The following is a 25,462-nucleotide window of genomic DNA, read 5'->3' on the forward strand; positions in this document are numbered from 1 at the left end:
TCCGAAGTAGCTCAGTTGGTAGTAGCACCTGACTGTTAATCAGGTTGTCGCAGGTTCGAGTCCTGCCTTCGGAGCCACGGCCCGTTGGTCAAGTGGTTAAGACACCGCCCTTTCACGGCGGTAACACGGGTTCGAATCCCGTACGGGTCATCAAGCATGTAGCACAGTTGTGTGCTACATGCTTTTTTTATCTTTGCATAAACAGGTATCAAAGCTATAAATCCTTTGACAAGGTTTTGTAGCTTTTTAATGTTAGGTCTAAACATTTCCTTCTACCAAATGCTCATAATCCCTCTCTTTTTATAGGCTCGTTTAAAGGAGTACTATAATTCAATTACTACTTGGAACGATGCTTTATAGTAAATTTGAACAAACTATTTCATATATGCAATATGTATGTTTTTTCACTAGCTATTTTCATGGTGCTTATTGCCTCGTTCCTCTAATATGAGGATAAGTGGAGGAATCGATATGAATATACAGGAGATACAATGTTTTTTAAATCAATACCAGCTGGAACAAAATGAATCCAAACTTTGGTTAGAAAATAGATTACAACAGATTAAAAGTGCAGGGGAATATAAGCCTACAACAGAGGAGCTAGTTTTTGGCGCACGAGTTGCATGGCGTAATAGCAATAAATGTATTGGACGGTTGTTTTGGCAATCATTGCATGTAGTAGATGCACGAGAAGTTTTAGATGAACAGGGCATTTTTCAAAAGTTACTAGAGCATATTGAGTATGCCACTAATCATGGGAAAATTCGTCCAACTATAACAGTGTTTGCAACTGACAGAGTACGGATTTGGAATCATCAGCTAATTCGTTATGCAGGCTACGAAACAGAAGAAGGCATTATTGGAGATGCACATTCCATCATTTTTACAAAAGTATGTGAATCGATGGGCTGGAAAGGCGAGCGTACGCCGTTTGATGTATTACCACTTGTCATACAGGTAGATGGACATGCTCCCCAACTATTTACGATTCCTACCGAGTATATTTTAGAGGTTCCAATACGTCATCCGGAATCGGAAGCTGTAGAGAAATTAGAATTGAAATGGTATGCTGTTCCTATTATTTCGAGTATGCGTTTTCAAATGGCTGGCATTGATTTTCAAGCAGCTCCATTTAATGGCTGGTATATGGGGACTGAAATTGGGGCACGCAATTTAGCCGATCATGAGCGTTATAATATGCTCCCAGCTATTGCGGATATATTTAATCTGGATACAACCAAACAAGCTTCTCTTTGGCGTGACCGAGCATTAGTGGAGCTCAATATAGCTGTCCTTCATTCTTTTAAAGAGAATGGTGTGAGCATTGTAGATCATCATACTGCTGCTCAGCAGTTTAAATTATTTGAGGAAGCTGAGGAATCAGCAGGGCGAGAAGTTACGGGTAACTGGACATGGTTAATCCCACCACTTTCCCCTGCGACCACTCATATATTCCATAAGCCTTATGTAAATACCTACCATACGCCCAATTATTTTTATCAGAAACCATGTTATTAACTTTAAAGGAGTTGTTCATAAACGAACAGCTCCTAAGTACCTTTTTAGGAGAGAGGCAATTCAAGATGTTGAACCAAAATATTTCGAATATCCCTTGGCAACAATTGACGACACCTTATGGCAGAGGAACAGACATTCCTCGCCTAATTGAACAGGAACAATATCAAGAGCTGACTGAACTAATCGAACATCAAGGAACACTTTGGCAGGTGACGCCATGGATTTTGCTTATTCTTTTAAAAAAGCTTTCAAGTAAAAATGTGAAGGAAGTCTCCTTAGCAGAAATAGAGCTTTATTTAGCTGTGGCTCATGCAATAACTGAGGATTATCAAGATTCAACACATAACGTTTCAACGATGCAGGAGCTTTTGGATACGAAATATTTATGGGTGGAAAATGAAGAGGATGATGAGCTGGAATGGGAGGAAGATACACCTAGAGGCTATGAACCAGAAGCTTTTTTAGGCTATTATTATTTTAGTTTTTTACTCCTTCAAGAGGCAATCCCTGTTTTTACTGCTATTAAGGCACGTACCAAGAGCACAACAGAGGAACTTGAGGAACTGCTAGCCTTACTAAAATATCAAAAAAAGAAATGGATATAGACAAAAAGCAGATGGGGTCAGATCACTTCCCCAACTGCTTAAATTTAATGGACATATTCATCTTTAGAGGCTCGCATGGAACATAAGAAGAGTGTCATAGCAACAACAACAAAGAGCCAGCCGGCAATATTCCAACCACCAAATAAATCATGGAGGTATCCGAAAAGAATCGGCCCAATGGCAGCGAATAAATAGCCCAATGATTGTGCAAACCCTGATAGATCAGCGGCTTCAAATGCTGTACGTGTGCGAAGTGTAAAGAACATCATTGCTAATGCGAATGAAGCTCCACCTGCTAAACCTAGAAGGATCATCCATAATATCCCCAACGTTGTCCATTCCATTACAACGCCGACAAATCCTACTAAATAGAACGATGTAAACATAAGGACAAGTGGTCTTTGTGAAGTCATTTTACCAGCAATAATGGGGACAGCCAATGCCATGGGGACTTGTGAGAATTGCATAATGGAAAACATCCAACCAGCTTTATCAGGAGCCAATCCCTGCGCAATATAAATTTCAGGAATCCAAGCTGCTGTCGTATAAAATAATAAAGATTGTAAGCCCATTGCACCTGTTACTGCCCATGTAACAGGTGATTTCCAAAGGGGTTTACCTGTTTTTTTGGCCGTAGTAGCTGGTTCTGGCTTATTCAATTTCAATTGAGGTATCCAAATTAAAATCGTTAATACGACTAATATAAGCGCCACAGCCAATGCTCCCTGCCAACCTAGTGAAGAATTAGCTATTGGATAACTAATACCTGCTCCAAGTCCAGCCGTTAAGTTCATCGACATAGTAAAAAATGCCATTAGTAACCCTACATGGTATGGAAATTTTAATTTTAATAAACCTGGAATCAACACATTTCCAAATGATATGGCTACGCCAATGAGCACTGTGCCAAATACAAGTAACCCTGTTGTACCGAGGGAGCGTAGTACAATTCCTAAGGCCAATAAAATCGTGGATAAAAATAAGGTTAGCTCAAGCCCAAGTTTTCGTGCTACAACTGGTGCGAATGGTGATATAGTGGCAAAAGCAAGCAATGGAATAGTTGTCAAAAAACCGGCTAGAACATTGGAAATACCAAGATCGTCACGGATAAAGGATACAATTGGACCCACAACAGTTAGTGGCATTCGTAATGTAGACGCTATAAATATTATTCCAAAAACTAATAATAAGGTTGTTCCCTTCCAGCTAATTTTTCTATTCGTGTAGCTGGCGGAATGATCATGTAAAGTCAAAATTATTCCCCCCGTTATTACCATTCTAATTGAACTACTATAACACTTTATTACACTATTAAAAATAGTGGAAAATTCACAAAATACAAAACATTAATGGTTATATTGAAATGTCTTAGGTCTTATGTTAGTATAGTAAACATCATAAATTTAATAATTATATGCCTCATGTTTGTAATGAGGTAGAGGTCGCGATATTTATAAGTAAGCTTATTGAAATGACAAGCATTGAAGAGATTAGCTGAAAGGAAATATTGCCGAAGTGTGAGGGGACTTGAAAACCTCATGCTGGGGCTGTCTCCGAAAGGAACAGAACTGTCACGTTTGTACAACGTGTTGAGCTATCGTTTAGGAAAAACTGAGGATTAACTTAGCCATCACATTGTTCATGTGATGGCATTTTTTTGCCTCATAAATAGGAAGGAAGCTATATCGTGAGTGAAATAAAAGTAAATCAGCTCGGCCATAATGCACCGAAGCTGAAAAAAGAATTAAAAAGCCGTCATATCACAATGATTTCTTTAGGCGGTACAATTGGTACAGGGCTATTTTTAGCCAGTGGTGGTGCCATTGCACAAGCAGGACCGGGAGGCGCATTGCTTGCCTATGCCTTAATCGGTATTATGGTATATTTTTTAATGACAAGTTTAGGGGAAATGGCTGCCTATATGCCATCCTCGGGTTCTTTTAGTACGTATGCGACAAAATTTGTAGATCCCGCTCTAGGCTTTGCACTAGGCTGGAACTATTGGTATAACTGGGCAATTACGATTGCAGCCGAAATTGCGGCAGTGTCATTAATTATGAAATATTGGTTCCCAGATAGCTCATCAGCACTTTGGACAGTATTATTTATTGTAATTGTACTGACATTTAATTTATTGTCTGTAAAAAGCTATGGTGAAAGTGAATATTGGTTTGCGATGATTAAAGTGGCTACGGTCATTGTATTTATTATTATTAGCATATTAATGATTTTTGGTATTTTAGGTGGACAGGCACCTGTAGGTTTTACAAATTTCTTTATTAGTGATGGACCATTCCATGGTGGCTTCCTTGCTACATTTGGTATTTTCCTTGCAGCAGGATTTTCATTCCAAGGAACAGAGCTACTTGGGGTAACAGCAGGGGAAACAGATGATCCTGGAAAAAATATACCGAAGGCAGTAAAATCGGTGTTTTGGCGTATTATTTTATTTTATATTTTAGCTATTGCTGCTATAGGGATGTTAATTCCATTCACAGATGAACGCTTATTATCGGAGGATATCGCTGTATCTCCATTTACTCTCGTGTTTGATCGTTTAGGTATTGCTTTTGCTGCCTCCTTAATGAATGCCATTATTTTAACGGCTATGCTATCAGCAGGTAATTCTGGACTGTATGCATCTTCACGTATGCTATGGCAATTAGCAGTGGATGGTCATGCTCCTAAATTCTTTGCAAAGCTAAGTCGTCGAGGTATTCCGATTTATGCATTGATCGCAACATTAGCTGTAGGCTGTGTAGCGTTTTTAGCATCATTCTTTGGTGATGGGGTTGTTTATATCTGGCTATTAAATGCCTCTGGGATGTCAGGTTTTATTGCTTGGCTAGGTATTGCATTTAGTCATTATCGTTTCCGTCGTGCTTTCGAGGCACAGGGCTTAGATCCAAAGCTATTACCGTATAAAGCAAAGCTATACCCATTCGGTCCACTATTCGCCTTTACTATTTGTATGATTGTTGTAATTGGACAGAATTACACAGCGTTTATCGGAGGTACAATCGATTGGTATGGTATCCTTGTTTCCTATATTGGTATTCCACTGTTCCTATTGCTATGGCTAGGGTACAAAATTAAACATAAAACAAAAATGCTTCCTCTTAAAGATTGTGATTTAAAAGTGGAAAATTAAATAGAAGGGCTGTTCTATAAACCGCTGTATAATGGTTGATGGAACAGCTTTTTTTTATATAGAGACCTTTAAAATTATTACTAAATTAATATCATATATATGGTAGTATACTATAGATATGGAAGTGTGATTTTTGACTTTCTAGTAGAGAGAGGTGCATGAAAATGCAAAAACATATTTTACTAGTGGAAGATGATGAGGCTATTCGCGAAATGGTAGCGAATTTTTTATTATTGGAAGGCTTCGAAGTCACCACTGCCAATAATGGTGAAGAGGCATTGCAATATTGTTTAAATCAAACCTTTGATTTAGTCATCCTAGATATTATGATTCCTAAGCTTAATGGATTAGAAGTTTTAAAAGTCATTCGAGAACAGGCAGCACTTCCTATCATCATTATGTCCGCAAAGGATAGTGATGTAGATAAAGCGCTTGGCTTGGGATTAGGGGCAGACGATTATATTGCTAAGCCATTTTCTATGCTGGAATTCTCTGCTCGCGTAAAGGCCGTTATTAGAAGAGCTACAAAATACGCTGGCCAAACAGATCACAAACAAGATGTAGTAGTCATAGGCGATTTAAAGATAGATATTGTCAATTTTTCAATAAATAAAAGTGGAAAAGAAGTGAAGCTAACATCAAAGGAATTTGCCATCTTAAAGCTATTTGTAACAAACCGTAACCGAGTTTTTACCAAAGAGCAAATTTATCAGCTAATATGGAAAGATGCATATTACGGTGATGAAAATATTATTAATGTACATATTCGAAGGCTACGCGAAAAAATTGAAGATGATCCATCCACCCCCCAGTATATTAAGACGCTGTGGGGAATTGGCTATAAGTTTGAAGGATAACAAATATGATAATCATTCTATTAATCATAATTGTGGTGCTTATAGGAATAGTTATTTTTCAATGGAAAACAAAAAAAGAACAAAATCAGACGATCCAATATATGAATGAAAAACTCCAAGGCATTGTTCAAGAAAAAAGTAACGAAAAGATTTTGGTAACTACAAGCAACTCACAAATTCAACAGTTACTTATTTCGATAAACGCTTGGCTGGACCATCACCAAAAAGTTCAGGCGACACATCGCAAAATGGAAGATTCCATGAAAAAAATGCTGGCGAATATTTCACATGATTTAAAAACGCCCTTAACGGTTGTGTTAGGCTATATTGAAATGCTTCAGCTTCAAGGCTCAGCTAGTGAAGGGGAACGTCAAAGACTATTAGCGGGCGTACATGCTAAAACACTAGAAGTATTAAAAATTATCCATACATTTTTCGATCTTGCCAAATTAGAGGCAGGGGACACAGATTATCCAATCACTAAAATCAATGTCTGTGAAATTAGCCGTAAAAATATATTATCATTTTACGATATGGTCACGTCGATGGGACTGAATATTACTATTACAATCCCTGAAACACCTATGTATGCCCTTGGCAATGAAGAAGCGTTAGATAGGGTTCTCAACAATCTTTTATCCAATGCTCTTGCCTATGGGGCGGATGGTAATGTAATTGGCTTAACCGTAAGAAATGATGAAACGACTATTTATATAGATGTATGGGATTGTGGTAAAGGAATCGATGAATACCATATTGATAGTGTTTTTGAGAGAATGTACACGCTAGAGGACTCTCGCAATAAATCCTTCCAGGGGAGTGGCTTAGGTTTAACGATTACAAAGCGATTAGTGGAAATGATGGACGGTTCCATCCAGTTATCAAGTATCCCCTATAAAAAGACCATTTTTACCATTGCATTAAAACGAATGATGTATTGAAATCACAGCTTGTGGAGCTTTTATTGTGCTTTACAGGCTTTTCTTATGCTCTTAAGAAATTTGTAAGAATCCAGTAATAAATTAGAGAGTTTCATTTTTTATAATGATAATAGCCACATTTGAGGGAGAGATTGACATGACATACATTGTGAAAACAAACCAGCTTACGAAAGTGTACGAAGGAAAAGAAGTGGTTTCTGCTGTCAATATGAACGTGAAGAAGGGAGAGATTTATGGCTTTTTAGGCCCTAACGGAGCGGGTAAAACGACAGTTATGAAGATGCTAACGAATCTGACGAAGCCAACAAGTGGAGATGTTGAAATATTTGGTGAGAGGTTGACCGATCGATCGTATGAACTATTAAAAAGAATGGGAACGATTATTGAATATCCTATTTTCTATGAAAAATTAACGGCTAGAGAAACGTTAGAACTACATTGCGAATATATGGGCTATTACAATAAGCAGGAAATTGCTCATGTCCTTAACCTTGTAAAATTGACAAATACAGAGGAGAAGAGGGTAAAAGATTTCTCATTAGGGATGAAACAGAGACTAGGTATTGCACGCGCTATTATTACAAAGCCAGAGCTCCTTATTTTAGATGAGCCAATTAATGGACTAGACCCTATTGGGATTAAAGAATTGAGAGAGCTTTTCAAAATGCTCTGTACGGAGTATGGCATTACAATCATTATCTCTAGTCATATATTAGGGGAAATTGAACAATTGGCCGATACAATTGGTGTCATCAAGGAAGGTAGACTCATTACTGAAGTAACGATGGATACGATTAATCGTAATCAAGCCGACTATATTGAAGTGATCGTAAACGATGGCAAAAAAGCAGCCTTTATTTTAGAAAGTAAATTAAAAATGGCTAATTTCAAACTAATGGATGATAATTCTATACGAATTTATGATTTGACAGTATCTCAAAAAGTTCTAACAAAAACATTGATTGAACATGACATTGAAATAGAGGAGATTAGCAAGAAAACAAGCACATTAGAGGATTACTTCCTTAAGCTAATAAATGGAGGGATTGTTCATGCTTAATTTAATGCGTTTAGAAATGAAAAAATATCATTTAGGCTCCTATGTTAAAAGTGCTTTGTTTGCTAACTTTATTATTTTAGGATTTATGTTTATGATTTTATTTATTTCTAAAGTAGAAGGGGAAGTTGGTATTGAAAATTATGAAATGGCTTTAAGTGTCATTGATTCATTTGTCAGAGCGGTATTTATTATTTTTGCAGCTACATTAATAGCTAAGCTGATCATCGGAGAATATAAGTTTAAAACAATCACATTGGCCTTTATGTATCCTATAAGCCGAAAGAAATTAATCGCTGCTAAGCTTGCGATTGTCATGCTGTTTACCTTTAGTGTAATCATCGTTTCCAATGTCTTGATTACAACCATCTTTTGCATCGTAAGCGATAAATTTGATTTAATTCCTGATATATTATCTAATACTTTAATCATGCAACATATACCATCTGTACTCATGAATGCAATTGCTGCCTCAGGGATGGCCTTAATTCCGTTGTATTTCGGTATGAGAAAATACTCTATTCCAGCAACAATTATTTCTTCTATTCTAATCGTATCAGTGACTTCATCCAATACAGGTAACTTCACATTAAATGACATCATTATTATTCCAATCTCGTTAGCAATTATAGGTATTAGTATTGCCTATCTAGCTATCCGCAATATTGAGAAGGTTGATGTTTAATGAAAGAGCCAGGTACTCATAAGTTTTGTTGATATCGAACGATGATGATAGCAATTCGATCGTTTGTTACACTCACATAGTTAGTCTTGTAAAATAGGTAACTAAACTTATTAAATATAGAAATAAATTAACGTAAAGCAATAAAAATAAGTAATTAGATTCCCATAATAGAAATTTAATTAAAATAGAAAAAGAGATGGCCAATAAAATAGTAAATAAAAGATTTCCTTTTTTGGCATGATGGAATTGTATAACTATTAATACAATAATAAGTATAGGTATATAAAATTGTATGGAAAAACCTCCTATATTAAAAATGATAAAAAAGGAAATATATGTTTTATCAATCTTATATTTATTTAAAGGTGATTTCAATGAGGAAATTAAGAATTGCAACCATTGTTGCTTTATTATCAACGTAACTTCTGCACTGCTTTAGCTAACCTACTAGAGCATCGGATCATGTATGATCCAATGGTAGTAAATTTGTTTATAATTGTCACCTTTAGATTATCAACAAAAAGGCATCGAGATTTTTCTTCTCGATGCCTTTTGTTAGTCTATTAATTCACTATTTTACCCAAATATTGTTTCACCTAGTAAGTAAATATTTAATGCCACAACGATGACAACTACAAACCATCCTAAAATAGTAGTAATACGGTGGTTCACTAAGCCACCCATAATGTCTCGTTTGCTTGTAAACATAACGAGAGGGACGAGGGCAAATGCAATACCGAAAGATAACACAACCTGACTAAGAACGAGCGCATGGGTTGCGTTTACACCGGATGCAATAATCGCTAACGGAGGCACCATTGTAATGGCTCTCCGTAAATAAAGTGGTATTTTTCGTTGAATGAAGCCTTGCATTACTACGTCACCTGCTAATGTCCCTACAGAGGAGCTAGCTAGCCCTGCAATTAGTAAACCAAGACCAAAGGAAATGGCAGCCATTGGGCCGAGAGCATCCTTTAGGCCGTTATAGGCAACATCTAAATCCTCTACTACAATCCCCTGTGTGTGAAATACTGCTGCCGCGATAATGAGCATACTCATATTGATGGCTCCAGCAATGATCATTGCGATGATAATATCAATAAATTCAAAACGGAAAATTCGTCTTTTTTCTTCTTCATTACGACCGATAATACGACTTTGTGTTAAAGAAGAATGTAAGTAAATAGCATGGGGCATGACGGTCGCACCTAAAATACCTGTTGCTAATAGTAATGAGTCCACCCCTTCAAATTGAGGCGTAAACATACCAAACGCTACTTCGCCCCATTCTGGCTGTGCTAAAAATGTTTGGAAGGCAAATGCTAATACGACAATTAAAACCATGCCAGAAATGCCTGCCTCGAAGGCTCTGAACCCTCTTCTTTGAAGCTCTAGAATAGCAAATGATCCGACTGCTGTAATGATAGCTGCTGGAAGCATAGGGATATTAAATAACAAATAAAGCCCTAATGCGGCCCCGATAAATTCAGCAAGGTCGGTAGCAATAATGACTAATTCAGCCTGAATCCAAAGAAATATAGATGTCTTTTTAGAAAAATGTTCACGTGCCACCTCAGGTAAATTTTTTCCTGTCGCAATACCAAGCTTGGCAGATAAGGATTGGATGAGCACCGCCATTAAATTAGAAAAGGCTATTACCCAAAGGAGTAAGTAACCATATTGAGAGCCAGCTGTAATATTTGTGGCAAAATTGCCAGGGTCAATATAGGCGACCGCTGCAATGAATGCAGGCCCAAGAAAAGGTAAAAACCGTCGCCAACCTTTTATATCTCCATCTAAAACCGCCTCAGCAGACGATTTTGTGACTTGTTTGTATACCATATTTGTTCCCTCATTTCAAAAAGTATCGTTCGTGAAATAAAGTTTCCTAGAGGAAAATGAGATAATAGTATTCTAACGCTAGGATTAGAAAAAGGGAAGCGCTTTGCTTAAAATTTTAAAAAAATAAGTATGCACATTTCTCATCAATTTCTAATTAGACTTTCCTTACCTGTATCGTTTACGATGAAAGAAAAGGTGAAGGACTGATTCGACATGAGCAATCGAATTTTAATTATAGAAGATGAGGAAAATATTGCGAGAGTGCTCCAGTTAGAGCTTCAGTTTGAAGGCTATGAAGCGGTGATGGCCCATACAGGAGCAGATGGTTTATTGCAATATCGTGAGCAGCAATGGGATTTAATCTTACTGGATATTATGTTACCCGAAATGAGTGGCATAGATGTGCTAAAGCGTATTCGCGCAACAGAATCACAGACCCCAGTTATTATGCTGACTGCTAAAAGTGAGGTGGAGGATAAGGTAAAGGGATTGGATTTGGGAGCTAATGATTATGTGACAAAGCCCTTTGAAATTGAAGAATTACTGGCCCGTATCCGTAATGCTCTACGGTTTTCTCAAAAGGCTAGTCCAACAAAGGTTGGTGTGTCGTTTGGACAGTTATCGATCAATGAGCAGACAAGAGAAGTTATTTATTATGGTAAGGAGATCCAACTGACTCCTAGAGAATACGATTTATTGCTATATCTAATGAAGCATCCTAAGCAGGTGCTCACAAGGGAACAAATATTAGAGACTGTATGGGGCTTTGATTACTACGGAGATACAAATGTTGTGGATGTCTATATTCGCTATGTGCGCCAAAAGCTTGAAATCGCTAATGTAACACCCATTATTCAAACAGTTCGCGGTGTAGGTTATGTGCTGAAGGAAAATAAATCATGAAGCTAAAAACAAAAATTCATCTACTTACCACTTTATTAATGCTAGTAATTTTAGTGGCAACTAATAGTGGAATTTACTTTTTGTACGAGAAATTTGCCTATAATACGGAATATAGTCAACTTCATACACGAGCGAATGATTTAAGCTCAACATTAAGTCAGTTAAATGCACAAACCAACCTACAGCAAGTATTAAGAGCATATATGCCAGCTGGTGGTGCTATCTATGTTTATGATGGAGAAAATTTGAAGACGAAGGTTCAGGCCACTCTAGACATGCCAGATGTTACTTCCATTACCTATACAATGCCTACTATTTGGATTGATGGGACAATTGTGGACATCACCTTACAGCAATCAATGGAGGAAGTAGAAAGTACACTGGATTTATTAAAGGCTATTTTGATCGTTGTGTCCATTATTGCCACCATTCCAATCTTTTTAGCGAGCTTGGCACTCGGTCGCCTAATTTTGTTACCACTAGAACGCTTAAATGCGACAATGCGCAAAAGTGCATTGACGGGGAAATATGAAAAAATGGACATCCCAGCTAAAGGTGGGGATGAATTAGCAAAAATTAATCGAACGTTCAATATGATGATGGTGAAGCTTGAACAGCACTATCAAAAGCAACAGGAATTCGTTTCAAATGCTTCTCACGAATTAAAGACGCCCATTACTGTCATCGAAAGCTATGCAAAGTTGCTCTTACGAAGAGGCCTTGACAATCGTGAAGTAGCGCAGGAATCGCTGCAGGCTATTGCAAATGAATCTTCTCGTATGCATGAAATGGTATTGCAATTATTAGAGCTAGCCAAAAATAATGAGCATATGGATATTCATATTGAACAGCTAGAGCTGGCTCCCTTCCTTAATAAAGTGGCTGCGCAAATGCAGCAGGCATACCATCGGAATTTTATAGTCGATGCAGAAGCACCACAATTTATGGACAGTGATGAAAAAATTTTGAAGCAATTACTCTTTATTTTGCTTGATAATGCTAGGAAATATAGTGAGGATGATGTTCATATTTCCACAGCTGAAACTACTACGCATGTACGAATGACGATTCAGGATTTTGGCGTCGGTATTCCTGCAGAGCATGTTCCACATTTGTTTGAGCGTTTTTACCGTGTCACAGAGGATCGTAATCGTAAAACAGGCGGTTCTGGCTTAGGGCTTGCGATTGCACATGAACTTGCGGGACAATTGGGCATCACCATAGATGTGGAAAGTACAGTTGGAGAAGGTTCAAGTTTTACCTTGTGTATACCAAAGGAGGGGCAGCAATGAAAAAGTGGGCTTTAATACTTATTGTGATTGTCCTTCTTTGTAGCGGAGTGCTTTGGTTTATTCAAAATCGCTATTTTCAAAAGGAGCCTCTCAGTGAAGAGGAGGCCATACGCCATATCGAAGCTATTTATAAAGGTCAAGTTTCAGAAGTAAAAAAGCGTGGAAATTCATTTGAAATTCAATTTACACGTGAGAATTTGAAATATACAGCCATGCTTGATGCTACAACACAGCAGGTTTCTGATCTAACGTTACAAAAAGGGCAAAGTAAATTATTGTTAACGGAAAATCAAATAAGAAAAATGGTGAAAGAAAAATATGGTGAGGTAGAAAACGTCATGCTCACGGAAACTATTTATACCGCACGTGTTGAAAAGGAACATAAGCAAAAAGATATAACGGTAGATGGCTATTCGGGTGAAGTGTTATCTGAAAAAGATGTAGAACCACTAAATCAGCCTGAAAAACCCCATATTATTACCGAACAGCAAGCCGTTGATATAGCGCTGCAACAATTAACTGGGAAAGTGGATTCTGTAGATTTTGAAGATACGGCGGAGGGCGGTTATTATTTAGTTGAAATTGAAACAGAGCATGAAGAAGCCACGTTCCAAATTCATGCTGTATCTGGAAGGGTCCTTTCTGTTTCATGGGACGATTAAACGAGTTTTCTCATGAAATTCTAATGTTCCTCTTATAGTTCTATCATCTTTGCTTGGTAAGCTAAAAGCAGATAAAACAAAGGAGAGATGAACATGAAAAAAATAATTATGATTCCCGCATTAGTGGTGACTCTTGGTGTTGGAGCGGCAATTGGTTCAACAACTTTATTATCAGGAAGTGCACAAGAAAAAAAGATTCTATCCATGCAAGAAATCGAAAAGAAAGCATTAGCAGTAGTGGATGGGACAGTAGCAGATATTGAACTAGATCAAAATCGCTACCGCTCTGTTTATGAGGTAGAGGTGCATGCTGATAAAGAAGAGTATGATTTAAAATTCGATGCCTATACTGGAAAATTACTTAAGCAGAAGAAAGAGCGTCAAGATGACGATGATAATGAATGGGTTAACGCTAATACTGCTACTAACCTTATAAGTAAAGAAAAGGCTATTGAAGCGGCTCTAACAAAAGCAAAGGGTACAGTCACAAAAATTAAATTAGATGATGGTATTTATGAAATCGAGTTAAAAAATGGGCAATATGAATATGATGTTGATGTTGATTCGATTACAGGAGAAATTGTTGATTTTGAACAAGATATGGAAGACTAATAATAGTTGTTGCCTTAAAAGTAGAGCATACTTTTAAGGTTTTTTTGTTGTAAAATGCCTTTAAATTAGGTATTCGCGGATAAATTAATTTCTACCATGGATATTAACAATGTATTTCAAAAAGTCTATGTATTTCACTTGTAAAAAATAAAAATTTTCTTCTTTACTTTTTTAATCGCCAGGCGTAATATGACATCATTATTAAAGTTTCAAATTTCTAAATCGCTGAAGCAAACTAGACGCGGGGGACCCATTTTAGACGGAGTGCATAAGCATTCCTTGGGGTGAATCTCTTCTTTTGAAGGGTAGGGCTACTCAGGCCCGAATCCGACAGCTAACCTCGTAAGCGTTAAGAGCAGAAAAGTTGGAGCTTGGCAGACAGATGAGCGTCTACAAGTCTTATTTAGTGATGACTTGTAGGCGTTTTTTGATCTCATTTAGGAAGGCGAAACACAATCTAAGAAACTAGAAGGTGTTTATTGATGAAATCCTCATTTAAACGTTATGTAATCGGCAAACCATTAAGATCCGATGCGTTAGGGGAGCAAAAACTTAGTAAAACAAAGGCATTGGCCATATTATCGTCCGATGCTTTGTCTTCCGTAGCTTATGGACCGGAACAAATTTTAATTGTCCTGATGACTGTGGGAACATTAGCATTTTGGTATTCTTTACCGATTGCGGCAGGGGTTGTTGTCCTATTGGTGGCACTGACTTTATCATATCGTCAGGTTATATTCGCCTATCCACACGGGGGCGGCGCTTATGTAGTATCTAGGGAAAATTTAGGTGTGAACGCGGGTCTTGTAGCAGGTGGCTCATTGCTCGTTGATTATATTTTAACGGTAGCGGTAAGTGTATCAGCAGGGACAGATGCCATTACATCGGCATTTCCAAGTCTGCATCCATACAATGTGCCAATTGCTATTATCTTTGTGATTTTTTTAACGGTCTTGAACTTACGTGGTGTAACAGAGTCCGCCTCTGTTTTGGCATACCCTGTCTACCTGTTTGTAGTCGTTATGTTAGTGTTGATTGGGATGGGGCTCTATAATGTTGCAACAGGTCAGGTGCCAGCAGAGCTGCATCCAAAGATAGGTACACCCGTCGCAGGGATTAGTTTATTTATATTATTAAAGGCATTTGCGTCAGGGAGCTCAGCCTTAACAGGGGTAGAAGCTATATCGAATGCGATCCCTAATTTTAGAAATCCAGCTCCTAATAATGCTGCTAAAACATTGTTAGCAATGGGCGGAATCTTAGCGGTTTTATTTATCGGTATTGTTAGTTTAGCTTATTTTTACGGAATTGCGCCAACTTCGGAAGCGACAGTCGTTTCCCAACTAGCAGAAGCAAGTGTTGGTCGAAATTTCTTTTATTATATAGTACAGGGTACAACAGCGATGATTTTGGTACTTGCAGCAAATACAGGCTATTCAGCATTTCCTCTACTTGCTGTCAATTTATCAAAAGACGGTTTTATTCCAAGAATATTTCAAATGCGTGGGGATCGCCTAGGGTATTCTAATGGCATTATGATGCTAGGACTAGCAGCCATTGTTTTAATCATCTTATTTGATGGGGCAACAGAGCATTTGATTCCACTCTATGCTGTTGGGGTATTTATTCCGTTTACATTAGCACAAACGGGAATGATGCGAAAATGGTGGCGCGAAAAACCTACTGGCTGGATGACAAAATTTACGATTAACACAATTGGTGCAGCCATTTCGTTTATTGTAGCGATGATGTTTTTTGTAACGAAGTTGCCTCAGGTATGGCCAGTGTTTGTATTTTTACCAATTATCATTTTTGTATTTCATCGGATCAAGCTTCATTATCAAGCCGTTGGGGAACAGCTGAGATTGAGTAAAGAGGAAGTCGCTACTATTGAAGGAAATGTATTCATCGTACCAGTAGCTGGTATAACGAAGGTGGTTGAAAATTCCCTTCATTATGCGAAATCACTAAAGGTTGATAAAATTATTGCCTTTTATGTGGCTTTCGATCAAGCGGATGCAAAAGCCTTCGAAGAAAAATGGCAGGCTTGGCAACCAGATATTCGACTAGTAACCTATTATTCAGCATATCGTAGCATCACACAGCCATTGATCAAATTTATAGATAAAGTGGACCATCAATGTGCGAAAACAGGTCATAAAGTAACGGTTGTCATCCCTCAATTTTTACCTAAAAAAGGCTGGCATCATATGCTTCACAATCAATCTAGCTTATTAATACGTACAACATTGTTATTTCACAGAAATGTCGTGATTATGACAGTACCCTTTCATTTATCAAAATAATGCTAGCATGCTAGAAAATTGTCTGTTATAATCAGTACGTTGATTGAAAACACGAACGTTTACAATTAAAAAGTCGCAGAATACCATTAAATTCCGAAAAATTAAACATTTTTCAGTAGGAGAAATAGGCTTCTACCGAATAAAGTGTTAAATTGGGTATTCTGATAGATTCATACAATTTTACTCATATAATAGCGAGGATATGGCTTGCAAGTTTCTACCGATTTACCGTAAATAAATCGACTATGGGTAGCAATGCTTTTAGAGAACTTCTTTCATGATGTTTTCTATTCCTTTCGACGTTTTAACGCTGAATGCTTTGCTCCACTCGTAGCTGAATGGGACCAAGGTGTTCAGCTTTTTTTATTAATATTTAAGAAAGAAGGATATGACAGAAATGAAGTTATTACACGACAAAATTATGCAAGAGGGTAAAGTTCTATCATCTTCAGTATTAAAAGTAGATTCATTTTTAAACCATCAAATTGACCCATTGTTAATGAAGGAAATTGGTCATGAATTCGCAAACCGATTTGCTGACCAAGTAATTACAAAGATTTTAACAATAGAATCTTCAGGCATCGCTCCTTCTGTCATGTTAGGGCTAGAAATCGGTGCACCGGTAGTGTTCGCTCGTAAACGTAAATCATTAACACTTTCAGATAACCTTTACACATCAAAAGTACATTCATTTACTAAAAATGAAACAAATGATATCTCTGTATCACGTAATTTTTTAAGTGAAGACGACAATATTTTAATTGTTGACGATTTCTTAGCAAACGGAGAAGCTGTAAAGGGTTTACTTGATATTGCAGCTCAAGCAGGTGCTAATGTTGTAGGAGTTGGCATTGTTATTGAAAAAGGCTTCCAAGATGGGGGAAAATTATTACGTGAGCAAGGTGTTCGCGTGGAATCATTAGCGATTGTAGATTCTCTTGAAGATGGCAAAGTGACATTTGCTACGGAGGCTCGCGCGTAATGAATACCTTTAAATCAACGACGCTAGCAATTCAACATTTACTTGCGATGTATGCTGGAGCCATCCTAGTGCCACTTATTATTGGAGGGGCAATTGGCTTTAATTCAACACAAATGACGTATTTAGTGGCGATTGATATTATGATGTGCGGGATCGCAACACTTTTACAAGTTTACTCAGGTAAATTTATTGGTATTGGCTTACCTGTAGTACTTGGTTGTACATTTACAGCGGTAAGTCCAATTATTGCTATAGGTACAAACCCAGAGCAAGGTATCACAGATATTTATGGTTCCATTATTGCATCTGGTTTGATTGTCGTGATTATTGCGGGCTTCTTCGGGAAGCTAGTGAAATTTTTCCCACCAGTAGTAACAGGATCTGTCGTTTCTATTATCGGTATTTCTTTACTGCCAGTAGCTTTAAATAATATGGCAGGTGGACAAGGGGCAGAGGATTTTGCATCCGGCTCAAATATTGCATTAGCATTTATTACACTAGTCATTATTTTAATCGTCTATCGTTTTTCTACAGGCTTCATCCGTGCTATTTCCATTCTAGTTGGGTTAGTAGCTGGTACAATTTTAGGGGCATTCATGGGCAAGGTTAATTTCGACCCAGTAGCAGAAGCGGATGTATTCCATATGGTACAACCATTCTACTTTGGAATGCCAACATTTGATGTAACGGCTATTATTACAATGACGCTTGTAGCAATGGTATCTTTAGTTGAATCATCTGGTGTTTATTTTGCACTAAGTGATATATGTAATAAAAAATTAGATTCAAAAGATTTGGCTCGTGGTTATCGCTCAGAAGGTCTTGCATCTGTAATCGGTGGAATTTTCAATGCCTTTCCGTACACTACATTCTCACAAAACGTGGGTCTAACGCGTATGTCAGGTGTTAAGGACCGTAAAGTCATTTACATCACAGGTGGTTTACTAGTAGCACTTGGCTTCCTACCGAAAATCGCAGCATTAACAACGATTATTCCAACATCCGTACTAGGTGCGGCAATGTTAGCGATGTTCGGTATGGTGATTACACAGGGTATGGGTATGCTTGTACCAGTTATGAACGAGTCAGCAGAAAACGCGATGATTGCTGCGATTGCAGTAAGTTTAGGGGTCGGTGTATCAGTCGTTCCTGGCATTTTTGATGCACTACCAGAAAAAGTGTCTATTTTAACATCTAACGGAATCGTCTGTGGTTCAGTCACAGCGATTATCCTTAATATTTTATTCAACATGATTGGGCCGAAGCATAAAAAAGACCCGATGCATGGAGAAGCATAAAGAGATCATTCAATAGCATGTATCAGAATTCAAACATATAAAGAACAATGTCACCTACTTTTATCTATTGATTTAGATTGGAGGAGGTGGCATTTTTTTATGCGAAAAAAGGGCAGAAAATGTTCGAAAAAAACATTAGGTAGTAATAAGCAAGTTTCTTGTTTATTATGTGTCTGATCAATGTATGATTAGAAACTTGGTAAAAATACTTCTTTGACCAATTAAGAGGGAAATGGTTGAAAGGAGAAGAATAGTATAAATCATAAGAGGTGAAAACATATGGATAATCTGCTACAACATTTCCGAAGTGTTGGCGTACATTACCTAAAAAGTGATAGTGTAATGATGCTAGAGATTTTAGAGGATAGACTTGATTTTGCCGCTGAGATAGATGTGTTAATAAATGAGCTTTTAGATAACTTACAGAGTGGTTTAGAAAAAGTTAGGTTTGAATGTCCGAAAGTTCTTTTAGATAGCTTGAATTGTACAAGAACTAAAATGGAAATTGTTGATAAAAGAATAGCATTTAAGAGATCTTTACTGACACCATTAACTATTTCAGAACTAGATTATGAAATATGGTCATGCTCTGAGAAAAAGTCTATCTTTTTTTTATCTGAAGTGATGAGTACAAGTGTTATAGATGCAGAGAAATTTCTGACGGAAATGAGGACGGAACTCCCATCACAAGTCAACAATATGTATACAGTATATATTGTTAACGGTGAACCTGTTGGTGTAGTTTTCCCTCATATAGAACCAAATACAAATAATGAAGGTCGTATGTTTTGGATTGGTATTCATCCTAATTTTATGGGGACAGGATTAGGTAAGGACTTACATTTAATAGGCCTATATAGATTGAAAAATGAATTTAAAGCTATGTCTTATTTAGGGATGACCGGAGTTGACAATATTCCAATGAGAAATATAATGCTTTCAAACGGATGCATTCAAAGTAATTCTGTAATTTCTTTACAATATTCTATTTAAGGATTGGCTATTTTCATTTATCAATGAGGCTTTTTAGTGAGGAATTCTTAATGAAGTAACGAATGTTTGTTGAGATGATATAAAAGCTATCACATTTACATAAAAGGTAAAAATTTCTAAAAACGTTCGGCTGTAGAACGTTTTTTAATATGTCCCTTTATCAAGAGATCCGCAAGAAAAAATATGATTGTCTTGCATAAAAGCTTTTTACTATTCAACTGGTATGGGTATGTTAACGAAAGAAGGTATTCACATTTAAAACTAGAATTTAAATTCATAACTAATTGGTAGGAGGGAGATCTTTATGAAAGTAAAGGGATTGGGAGGAGTCTTTTGGAGGACTGAAAATCTAGAAGAAATTAAACAGTGGTATAGCAAAGTTCTAAACATGGAAATTGAAAGTTGGAATGGTACCATGATTACACCACAGTCAGGCAATGAAACGATCTTTTCCTTCTTCTCTGAGCATGACAGCTATTTTCCAACAGATCAGCAAGTGATGCTAAACTTTCAAGTGGAAAATCTAGAAGACAGTATCAAACATCTTGAAAAAATAGGTGTGCCCCTTGCAATGGACAAGACAATTCATGAGTTTGGAAAATTTATTTGGATTGAAGATCCAGAAGGAAGACGTATCGAGCTTTGGGAAAAATAAATCAAAGGAATTAATTTGAAAATGACCGCAATATGTTAACTTCGTTTAAATAGTGGGGAAATAGCTTGTTGTTTTCCTTTAAAGTCGTTGGAATAATCGAACGGCTTTTTTTAGTACACAGCTTGTTTTAGGCGTGAATGTTTAGAATTGAGTGGCGAGGGAATTTATAAATAAGGTATTTTTAATAGAATGTAATTCTCTATTTCAACATACACTTATATAACTACTCTTAGAAAGGTCTAGTATAAATGCAAAGTATCGTTTTGATTTTAATACTTCAATTAGTATATGTACCCTTTTTAACTTTACGTACAATATTTTTGGTGAAAAATATTACTTTCCTTGCTGCCATATTCGGTATGCTAGAGATGCTCGTGTATGTATTTGGCCTTTCGCTTGTTTTTAGCGGGAAACAAAGTATGTTAGCTATGGTCGTTTATGCAATTGGTTTTGGCTTAGGTATTTTTTTAGGAGCCAAAATTGAACGGAAGCTGGCGATTGGCTATGTTTATGCAACCATTAATACTCAAAATAAAAATGAAGAGCTTGTGAGGTTTCTCCGTAATGAGGGATTTGCTGTTACGATTTATGTTGGTGAGGGGCGAGATAGTAATCGCTATAAATATGAAATTTTAACAAAGAGAAATCGAGAGGCAGAACTCTTTCAAATAGTAGAGCAATTTGAACCGAATGCATTTATAATTTCCTACGAGCCAAAGTCATTTAAAGGCGGTTTTTTACTAGCTCGTATGAAGGCTAGGCAAAAATAATAGGACCTTAGCTACTAGCTGAGGTCCTTTTCGTTGCTATTTAAACTTTGCATCCATCCAGTTTTTAAAGAGGTGATAATCTGAGCAGACTGTATCTTTGTAGTTCATAGACTGTAAAATTACTTGTTCAACAAATACATGTCGATCTTTCCCAATCGTTTTTAGTATCTCATCCTCACTATGATAGGTGAAAACAGGAGAATAATCGATATCCGCTCGTGCATGTATTTTAGCGGCAATTTGTCCCATAATCGAGGTTGTTGTATAGTAATCGTCGACATTTTTATAGTTTTTAGGCTTTACTTTCTTTTTATAAGGGGAACGCTCTCGAATGTAAAATTCCTGCTCATTCATGGTGATATAGTGTAAATGAGGGTCCTCTAAATGGTGCATAGCTTTTTGTGTCCCAACTACTCTCGCACCTTGATGCTCATAATGCTTCCAAAATTCATGATTGTAAGGAAGGAAATAGGCAGGGATCGCTGTACGGACCTCTTTCATTTCTAATACTAAATCGTCTACTCCCGATGCATCTTTTTTGTCTTCCACTAAAATATAGTAACGTTTTAATCCGATTGAAGCAGTACCTGAGCCATGCTTGTAAGCAATGTCCTTAATCTTGTAAGCAGGAAGTGCACTCGAAATTGCATTATATTCCTCGGCAGTAACGGGCTTAATTTCATCATTGCTAATAAATAGGCGTTGCCCGTCTTCATCGACATAGGAAATATCCTGTAAAAACTGGGAGCGTTGACGTTTCTCTAGCTTTTTCAATAATTTTTTGGCGGGTCCTTTTGTGTTGTCTTTCGTAAATACGAGCGTTAGAGGATCATCCTGTTTACGCTGAAATCGTTTAAGCTGATCTATATAGCTATTGAGCAGATGTTGAATGGCCGTTGCCTGAGCAGCCTTATGTATGCCTTGTTCTTCTAAATAAAGCGCAATACTTACACTCATACGAACAATATCATATAAATAAGAACCAACATAACCCTCATCAAAATCATTGACATCAAAGACAATCGTGCCGTCTTCATTTTGAAAGGCACCGAAGTTATCCATATGCATGTCTCCTTGAATCCAAGTCGGTTTGAGAGTAGGCGTATGGAAAATGGAGGAAGTTTTTGTCATGTCAAAATAAAATAGATAAGCACTTCCTCGGAAAAAGCGGAATGGACTTTCAAGCATTTTCTGATACTTCTCCAAACGCTGTGCCTCAGTTAACTTCATTCGTTGAGCATCAAACTCCTCAAAGATGGTATTTAATAGCTCCCTTCTTAAAAAAACTCTTGTATGTTTCACCTGTTCCAATAATGCATGCTTCATCTAAAAACCCCCTTTAGGTTACATGTATATACGAAAAATAAAGGAATAGGTTTCGAAGAAATTTATCAAAAGGGCTCGATAAAAATGGCTTAGGATCTAGGGTTATTTCGTAACATGTTCAATCACCTATTTTCATACTATAAGACATGCTCAGTTACGGAGGGGGGTTATATGTATTTTTTGACGAAAAGCCTTGTCATTATAGTAGGGAGTATTTCTTTGTCGTTAGGAATTAACTTATTCTTAACGCCCTATGAAATATTAGATGGGGGAGTAGTAGGATTAGCGCTGATTTTACATTATTTATATAAGTTGAAGATTGGTCTAATGATTATTATCATTAGTATCCCTATTTTTATTATTGCCTGGTTTAAATATAGAGCTTATTTTTACAATAGTATTCATGGCTTAATTACCTCTTCCTTGACTATAGACTTGTTAAAGCCAGTCAGAAATCTCGTTCATATAGATGCTCTTTACAGTGCTATACTTGGGGGGATTCTCGTAGGCTTTGGAATCGGCTTAATGCTTCGTTTTCAGACAAGCACAGGAGGGACAGACCTCATTGCGCAATTTATTAGTGATAAAACAAGTATTAATGTAGGGATATTAATATTTTTCATTGATTCTATCGTTATTGTTGTGGGCGGCTTCCTGTTATCCTCCACTACTTTTTTATTGTCTATTATTACGGTTCTAGTAGTAGGCATAACGACGAGCATCATTACGAGTCGTGCTTCATAACATTCGTTTACTCCTGAGCGTGTCGCATAAAAAAATAGCTCCAGTAAGAGACTGAAACTATTTTGGCGTTTGATTGTCGAGTGTTTTCATAAGCTTCTTTTTAGGATGTGCTGGTTTGACCTCTGCAATGAGTATGGCGAGTAATATAAGAACAGCTCCTACAACCATACGGCTCGTTAAAATTTCGTGCAGGAAGATAACCGATAAGATCATGCCGAAAAAAGATTCCGTTGATAGAATAATCGCAGCCTTTGTAGCAGTTGTATATTGATTCGCCACATTTTGAAAAAGGTAAGCAATCGTTGTTGAAAAAATTCCTAAGTAAATAATCGAATAAATAGCTTCTTTTTCTAGTGACGTAGGGATTTCTCCTTGGCTAATGACCACAAGAATACCTATAAAGGAAGCGGTAAGAAATTGAATGATAGTTAGTGCAATGGCATCTTCCTTTTGAACAAAAAGATTTGTACAAAATATATCAAAGGCAAAAGCAACGGCACAAGCTAACGAAAGGGCATCACCAATATTCATCGTCAATGAACCTTGTAACGATAAAAAGCCAATTCCAATAATGGCTATTAAGGACCCAATAATTTCATACCCATCAATACGACGCTTATAAACCGCATAGGCGATTAACGGAACAATAACGACATTAACTGCGGTTAAAAAGGCATTTTTCGATGGTGTTGTATATTGAAGTCCAACCGTTTGAAGAGCAAATGCTATATACAATATGGTACCTAATAAAGCACCTTTCCATATGACCGATTTTGACGCTTTTTTTAATCGGGAACCAAATAAAACAGTTAATATAATTGAAGCTAATAAAAATCTACCAGCCATAACTTGATAAGCCGTTAAATATTCTAAGGCAATGGCTGTTATAACAAACCCACTGCCCCAAACAATGGCTGTAACGAGTAGCATGCCATCCGCTATGTAAGTTTTCATGAAATTCTTCCTCCTAACTTCAATTAGGATAGCATAAGAGAGAAGAAAATAATTTGATTTTATTTCTAAATATTCAGGCGTTTTTTTGTACTTATTCCAAAGCGATTATTCATCACTCAATTTGCTATGTAATAAGTACAATTTAACGGCTGCAGCTAGACGCTCATAAAATACATAGTCATTATCTATAGGTACTACTAACTGACGGATTTTTGCCATACGATAGCGGACGGTATTGGGATGACAATAATGGTCAACAGCTACTTCTTTAATGTTTCCTTTTTTTGTAATATAGGTTTTGGCCGTTTCCAATAAATCTGGATCTGCCTTATCATCGAGTAAAGGCGCTAAAAAGGAAGTAACATAATCCATCGCAAATGTAGGATTTTTACGATACAGCTCTATTAATAAACGATCTGATGCAAGGGACTTATAATGGCAGCTTAGTACCTTATCAATTTCAGCAAAAACACTAGCAAAAAAGGCTTCTCGTAAAGCAGTAGAGATGCCTGTTTGTGTGTCGTACCAATTGCTATAGCCAAAGGTGAATGCTTCGGTAGGGATAGCACTTAATGTTAGCCATTCATGTATAAACCTCTCAGCCTGAAACTGCTGAGATGGGTGAGTGATAATTATAAAATGACTTTGCTTATAGGAACAAAGTAAACCAGATTTTAATAAAGGCTCCATTGATAAAAAGTTCTGTTGCCAATCACTTTGAGATAAACCCCTTCCCCGTAGATTAGCGACAAATACATACTTGTCAAAGGGTCTATCAATTTGCTGTAATATCGACTTCAGCTGCTCCTCTGCAAGATCCTCCTCCATTAATCTTCGTACAATTGTTTCTAAAAAGAACGAGTAATCCTGTGTTTTAGCATAAGCCATCGTTTCTAAAATGATTTTTTCAAAAAACTCATCTCCACCAAATCGAAGGATAGGAAAATTACGGTCTTCCGCATAAGTTAAAACCTCTTTAGGTAAATCTTTATAAATAACAGGCTTATAGGCTAAGGCACTTGCTCCAAGCTCGATCAAGCTTTTGACGGCATTTAATAAATACTCAGGCTTTTGCTTTGCAAATAATAAGCTACTTAACACAACACTGTTAGGAGTGAATATTGTATCTCGCACATGATGTATATCTGGGGAGAATTCAAAGTCGAGTATTTCTACGTTGTGAACAGCTTTATGCAAACCGCTGTGACCAGCAATAACGGTAAATTCTTTTGTAATGGGTAATTGTAAAAAGTTCTCTACATTCATGAATGGATCATTGCCTTTCTTGTAGTAAGCTATTATCTTCTAT

Annotated in this window: 23 protein-coding genes, 2 tRNA genes and 3 riboswitches; of the genes, 20 read left to right on the forward strand and 5 right to left on the reverse strand. The window is 37.0% G+C overall.

Annotated features, from left to right (window positions below; translation table 11 throughout):
- From AC1Q6O_RS00005 to AC1Q6O_RS00020, 4 genes are all read left to right on the forward strand, one after another.
- Positions 1 to 77, forward strand: a tRNA-Asn gene (locus tag AC1Q6O_RS00005).
- Position 78: 1 nt separating this feature from the next.
- Positions 79 to 150, forward strand: a tRNA-Glu gene (locus tag AC1Q6O_RS00010).
- 321 nt (positions 151 to 471) lie between these two features.
- Entirely contained in the window at positions 472 to 1,518 is a 1,047-nt protein-coding gene (locus AC1Q6O_RS00015; RefSeq protein ID WP_008179633.1) for a nitric oxide synthase oxygenase, read from the forward strand.
- Between the two features lie 65 nt (positions 1,519 to 1,583).
- Positions 1,584 to 2,123, forward strand: coding sequence for a hypothetical protein (locus AC1Q6O_RS00020; protein ID WP_492400853.1), 540 nt, complete (start codon positions 1,584 to 1,586; stop codon positions 2,121 to 2,123).
- A gap of 44 nt (positions 2,124 to 2,167) precedes the next feature.
- On the opposite strand, the gene AC1Q6O_RS00025 is transcribed toward AC1Q6O_RS00020, so the two are convergent.
- A complete protein-coding gene (locus tag AC1Q6O_RS00025) occupies positions 2,168 to 3,400 on the reverse strand; it encodes a CynX/NimT family MFS transporter (protein ID WP_008179626.1) in 1,233 nt (410 codons plus the stop codon).
- 151 nt (positions 3,401 to 3,551) lie between these two features.
- Positions 3,552 to 3,728, forward strand: a riboswitch (Lysine riboswitch).
- 82 nt (positions 3,729 to 3,810) lie between these two features.
- Between AC1Q6O_RS00025 and AC1Q6O_RS00030 the strand changes: the two genes are divergently transcribed.
- The 5 genes from AC1Q6O_RS00030 to AC1Q6O_RS00050 all read left to right on the forward strand — a co-directional run bounded on the left by AC1Q6O_RS00030 (position 3,811) and on the right by AC1Q6O_RS00050 (position 8,814).
- Positions 3,811 to 5,274: an amino acid permease gene (locus AC1Q6O_RS00030; RefSeq protein WP_008179624.1), complete on the forward strand. Its 1,464-nt coding sequence runs from the start codon at positions 3,811 to 3,813 to the stop codon at positions 5,272 to 5,274.
- Positions 5,275 to 5,438: 164 nt separating this feature from the next.
- Positions 5,439 to 6,131 carry a response regulator transcription factor gene (locus tag AC1Q6O_RS00035; RefSeq protein WP_008179621.1) on the forward strand — a complete coding sequence of 231 codons (693 nt, stop codon included), beginning with the start codon at positions 5,439 to 5,441 and terminating at the stop codon, positions 6,129 to 6,131.
- A 5-nt stretch (positions 6,132 to 6,136) separates the two neighbouring features.
- On the forward strand, positions 6,137 to 7,072 hold the full coding sequence (locus AC1Q6O_RS00040) for a sensor histidine kinase (RefSeq protein WP_008179619.1): 936 nt from the start codon (positions 6,137 to 6,139) through the stop codon (positions 7,070 to 7,072).
- 136 nt (positions 7,073 to 7,208) lie between these two features.
- Entirely contained in the window at positions 7,209 to 8,132 is a 924-nt protein-coding gene (locus AC1Q6O_RS00045; protein WP_008179617.1) for an ABC transporter ATP-binding protein, read from the forward strand.
- Positions 8,125 to 8,814, forward strand: a complete 690-nt coding sequence (locus AC1Q6O_RS00050; RefSeq protein ID WP_008179615.1) for an ABC transporter permease — start codon at positions 8,125 to 8,127, stop codon at positions 8,812 to 8,814. The genes AC1Q6O_RS00045 and AC1Q6O_RS00050 overlap by 8 nt, the downstream gene beginning before the upstream one ends.
- 576 nt (positions 8,815 to 9,390) lie before the next feature.
- Here AC1Q6O_RS00050 and AC1Q6O_RS00055 read toward each other — a convergent pair.
- A complete protein-coding gene (locus AC1Q6O_RS00055; protein ID WP_008179614.1) occupies positions 9,391 to 10,656 on the reverse strand; it encodes an Nramp family divalent metal transporter in 1,266 nt (421 codons plus the stop codon).
- Between the two features lie 213 nt (positions 10,657 to 10,869).
- On the opposite strand from AC1Q6O_RS00055, the gene AC1Q6O_RS00060 reads away from it, so the two are divergent.
- The 10 genes from AC1Q6O_RS00060 (at position 10,870) to AC1Q6O_RS00105 (ending at position 21,129) form a co-directional block, all read left to right on the forward strand.
- A complete protein-coding gene (locus AC1Q6O_RS00060) occupies positions 10,870 to 11,559 on the forward strand; it encodes a response regulator transcription factor (RefSeq protein WP_008179612.1) in 690 nt (229 codons plus the stop codon).
- Positions 11,556 to 12,851, forward strand: coding sequence for a sensor histidine kinase (locus tag AC1Q6O_RS00065; protein WP_089987062.1), 1,296 nt, complete (start codon positions 11,556 to 11,558; stop codon positions 12,849 to 12,851). The genes AC1Q6O_RS00060 and AC1Q6O_RS00065 overlap by 4 nt, the downstream gene beginning before the upstream one ends.
- Positions 12,848 to 13,513: a PepSY domain-containing protein gene (locus AC1Q6O_RS00070; RefSeq protein WP_089987063.1), complete on the forward strand. Its 666-nt coding sequence runs from the start codon at positions 12,848 to 12,850 to the stop codon at positions 13,511 to 13,513. Before AC1Q6O_RS00065 ends, AC1Q6O_RS00070 begins: the two co-directional genes overlap by 4 nt.
- A gap of 93 nt (positions 13,514 to 13,606) precedes the next feature.
- Positions 13,607 to 14,125 (forward strand): PepSY domain-containing protein, encoded by a 519-nt coding sequence (locus tag AC1Q6O_RS00075; protein ID WP_069479786.1) that lies wholly within the window; start codon positions 13,607 to 13,609, stop codon positions 14,123 to 14,125.
- A 213-nt stretch (positions 14,126 to 14,338) separates the two neighbouring features.
- Positions 14,339 to 14,488, forward strand: a riboswitch (cyclic di-AMP (ydaO/yuaA leader).
- A 119-nt stretch (positions 14,489 to 14,607) separates the two neighbouring features.
- The gene (locus AC1Q6O_RS00080) at positions 14,608 to 16,431 is read left to right on the forward strand and encodes an APC family permease (protein ID WP_089987064.1); all 1,824 of its coding nucleotides are present in this window, start codon (positions 14,608 to 14,610) and stop codon (positions 16,429 to 16,431) included.
- 164 nt (positions 16,432 to 16,595) lie between these two features.
- Positions 16,596 to 16,697: riboswitch (purine riboswitch) on the forward strand.
- Between the two features lie 131 nt (positions 16,698 to 16,828).
- Entirely contained in the window at positions 16,829 to 17,413 is a 585-nt protein-coding gene (locus AC1Q6O_RS00085; protein WP_036145342.1) for a xanthine phosphoribosyltransferase, read from the forward strand.
- Positions 17,413 to 18,711, forward strand: coding sequence for a nucleobase:cation symporter-2 family protein (locus AC1Q6O_RS00090; protein ID WP_036122372.1), 1,299 nt, complete (start codon positions 17,413 to 17,415; stop codon positions 18,709 to 18,711). Before AC1Q6O_RS00085 ends, AC1Q6O_RS00090 begins: the two co-directional genes overlap by 1 nt.
- Before the next feature lie 279 nt (positions 18,712 to 18,990).
- Positions 18,991 to 19,704: a GNAT family N-acetyltransferase gene (locus tag AC1Q6O_RS00095; RefSeq protein WP_427071424.1), complete on the forward strand. Its 714-nt coding sequence runs from the start codon at positions 18,991 to 18,993 to the stop codon at positions 19,702 to 19,704.
- A gap of 304 nt (positions 19,705 to 20,008) precedes the next feature.
- A complete protein-coding gene (locus tag AC1Q6O_RS00100) occupies positions 20,009 to 20,359 on the forward strand; it encodes a VOC family protein (RefSeq protein ID WP_089987066.1) in 351 nt (116 codons plus the stop codon).
- Between the two features lie 248 nt (positions 20,360 to 20,607).
- A complete protein-coding gene (locus tag AC1Q6O_RS00105) occupies positions 20,608 to 21,129 on the forward strand; it encodes a DUF2179 domain-containing protein (RefSeq protein ID WP_008179593.1) in 522 nt (173 codons plus the stop codon).
- 36 nt (positions 21,130 to 21,165) lie between these two features.
- Here AC1Q6O_RS00105 and AC1Q6O_RS00110 read toward each other — a convergent pair whose 3' ends face one another.
- Positions 21,166 to 22,455 (reverse strand): DUF2252 domain-containing protein, encoded by a 1,290-nt coding sequence (locus AC1Q6O_RS00110; RefSeq protein WP_492400854.1) that lies wholly within the window; start codon positions 22,453 to 22,455, stop codon positions 21,166 to 21,168.
- A 171-nt stretch (positions 22,456 to 22,626) separates the two neighbouring features.
- Between AC1Q6O_RS00110 and AC1Q6O_RS00115 the strand changes: the two genes are divergently transcribed.
- Positions 22,627 to 23,199 carry a YitT family protein gene (locus AC1Q6O_RS00115; protein ID WP_008179588.1) on the forward strand — a complete coding sequence of 191 codons (573 nt, stop codon included), beginning with the start codon at positions 22,627 to 22,629 and terminating at the stop codon, positions 23,197 to 23,199.
- A gap of 57 nt (positions 23,200 to 23,256) precedes the next feature.
- Here the strand turns inward: AC1Q6O_RS00115 and AC1Q6O_RS00120 are convergent, their stop codons facing one another.
- Together AC1Q6O_RS00120 and AC1Q6O_RS00125 are read right to left on the reverse strand one after the other, a co-directional pair.
- Positions 23,257 to 24,153 carry a DMT family transporter gene (locus AC1Q6O_RS00120; RefSeq protein WP_008179586.1) on the reverse strand — a complete coding sequence of 299 codons (897 nt, stop codon included), beginning with the start codon at positions 24,151 to 24,153 and terminating at the stop codon, positions 23,257 to 23,259.
- Between the two features lie 105 nt (positions 24,154 to 24,258).
- On the reverse strand, positions 24,259 to 25,419 hold the full coding sequence (locus AC1Q6O_RS00125) for a PucR family transcriptional regulator (protein WP_090002375.1): 1,161 nt from the start codon (positions 25,417 to 25,419) through the stop codon (positions 24,259 to 24,261).
- Positions 25,420 to 25,462: the final 43 nt, after the last annotated feature.

The organism is Lysinibacillus sp. GW823-FHT06C08 (assembly GCF_058795135.1).

Excerpts from the sequence above, each read along its gene's own strand:
- AC1Q6O_RS00015 (WP_008179633.1), top strand. The coding sequence starts at position 472 with ATGAATATACAGGAGATACAATGTTTTTTAAATCAATACCAGCTGGAA.
- AC1Q6O_RS00020 (WP_492400853.1), top strand. The coding sequence starts at position 1,584 with ATGTTGAACCAAAATATTTCGAATATCCCTTGGCAACAATTGACGACA.
- AC1Q6O_RS00025 (WP_008179626.1), bottom strand. The coding sequence starts at position 3,400 with ATGGTAATAACGGGGGGAATAATTTTGACTTTACATGATCATTCCGCC.
- AC1Q6O_RS00035 (WP_008179621.1), top strand. The coding sequence starts at position 5,439 with ATGCAAAAACATATTTTACTAGTGGAAGATGATGAGGCTATTCGCGAA.
- AC1Q6O_RS00040 (WP_008179619.1), top strand. The coding sequence starts at position 6,137 with ATGATAATCATTCTATTAATCATAATTGTGGTGCTTATAGGAATAGTT.
- AC1Q6O_RS00045 (WP_008179617.1), top strand. The coding sequence starts at position 7,209 with ATGACATACATTGTGAAAACAAACCAGCTTACGAAAGTGTACGAAGGA.
- AC1Q6O_RS00050 (WP_008179615.1), top strand. The coding sequence starts at position 8,125 with ATGCTTAATTTAATGCGTTTAGAAATGAAAAAATATCATTTAGGCTCC.
- AC1Q6O_RS00055 (WP_008179614.1), bottom strand. The coding sequence starts at position 10,656 with ATGGTATACAAACAAGTCACAAAATCGTCTGCTGAGGCGGTTTTAGAT.
- AC1Q6O_RS00060 (WP_008179612.1), top strand. The coding sequence starts at position 10,870 with ATGAGCAATCGAATTTTAATTATAGAAGATGAGGAAAATATTGCGAGA.
- AC1Q6O_RS00065 (WP_089987062.1), top strand. The coding sequence starts at position 11,556 with ATGAAGCTAAAAACAAAAATTCATCTACTTACCACTTTATTAATGCTA.
- AC1Q6O_RS00070 (WP_089987063.1), top strand. The coding sequence starts at position 12,848 with ATGAAAAAGTGGGCTTTAATACTTATTGTGATTGTCCTTCTTTGTAGC.
- AC1Q6O_RS00075 (WP_069479786.1), top strand. The coding sequence starts at position 13,607 with ATGAAAAAAATAATTATGATTCCCGCATTAGTGGTGACTCTTGGTGTT.
- AC1Q6O_RS00080 (WP_089987064.1), top strand. The coding sequence starts at position 14,608 with ATGAAATCCTCATTTAAACGTTATGTAATCGGCAAACCATTAAGATCC.
- AC1Q6O_RS00085 (WP_036145342.1), top strand. The coding sequence starts at position 16,829 with ATGAAGTTATTACACGACAAAATTATGCAAGAGGGTAAAGTTCTATCA.
- AC1Q6O_RS00090 (WP_036122372.1), top strand. The coding sequence starts at position 17,413 with ATGAATACCTTTAAATCAACGACGCTAGCAATTCAACATTTACTTGCG.
- AC1Q6O_RS00095 (WP_427071424.1), top strand. The coding sequence starts at position 18,991 with ATGGATAATCTGCTACAACATTTCCGAAGTGTTGGCGTACATTACCTA.
- AC1Q6O_RS00100 (WP_089987066.1), top strand. The coding sequence starts at position 20,009 with ATGAAAGTAAAGGGATTGGGAGGAGTCTTTTGGAGGACTGAAAATCTA.
- AC1Q6O_RS00105 (WP_008179593.1), top strand. The coding sequence starts at position 20,608 with ATGCAAAGTATCGTTTTGATTTTAATACTTCAATTAGTATATGTACCC.
- AC1Q6O_RS00110 (WP_492400854.1), bottom strand. The coding sequence starts at position 22,455 with ATGAAGCATGCATTATTGGAACAGGTGAAACATACAAGAGTTTTTTTA.
- AC1Q6O_RS00115 (WP_008179588.1), top strand. The coding sequence starts at position 22,627 with ATGTATTTTTTGACGAAAAGCCTTGTCATTATAGTAGGGAGTATTTCT.
- AC1Q6O_RS00120 (WP_008179586.1), bottom strand. The coding sequence starts at position 24,153 with ATGAAAACTTACATAGCGGATGGCATGCTACTCGTTACAGCCATTGTT.
- AC1Q6O_RS00125 (WP_090002375.1), bottom strand. The coding sequence starts at position 25,419 with ATGAATGTAGAGAACTTTTTACAATTACCCATTACAAAAGAATTTACC.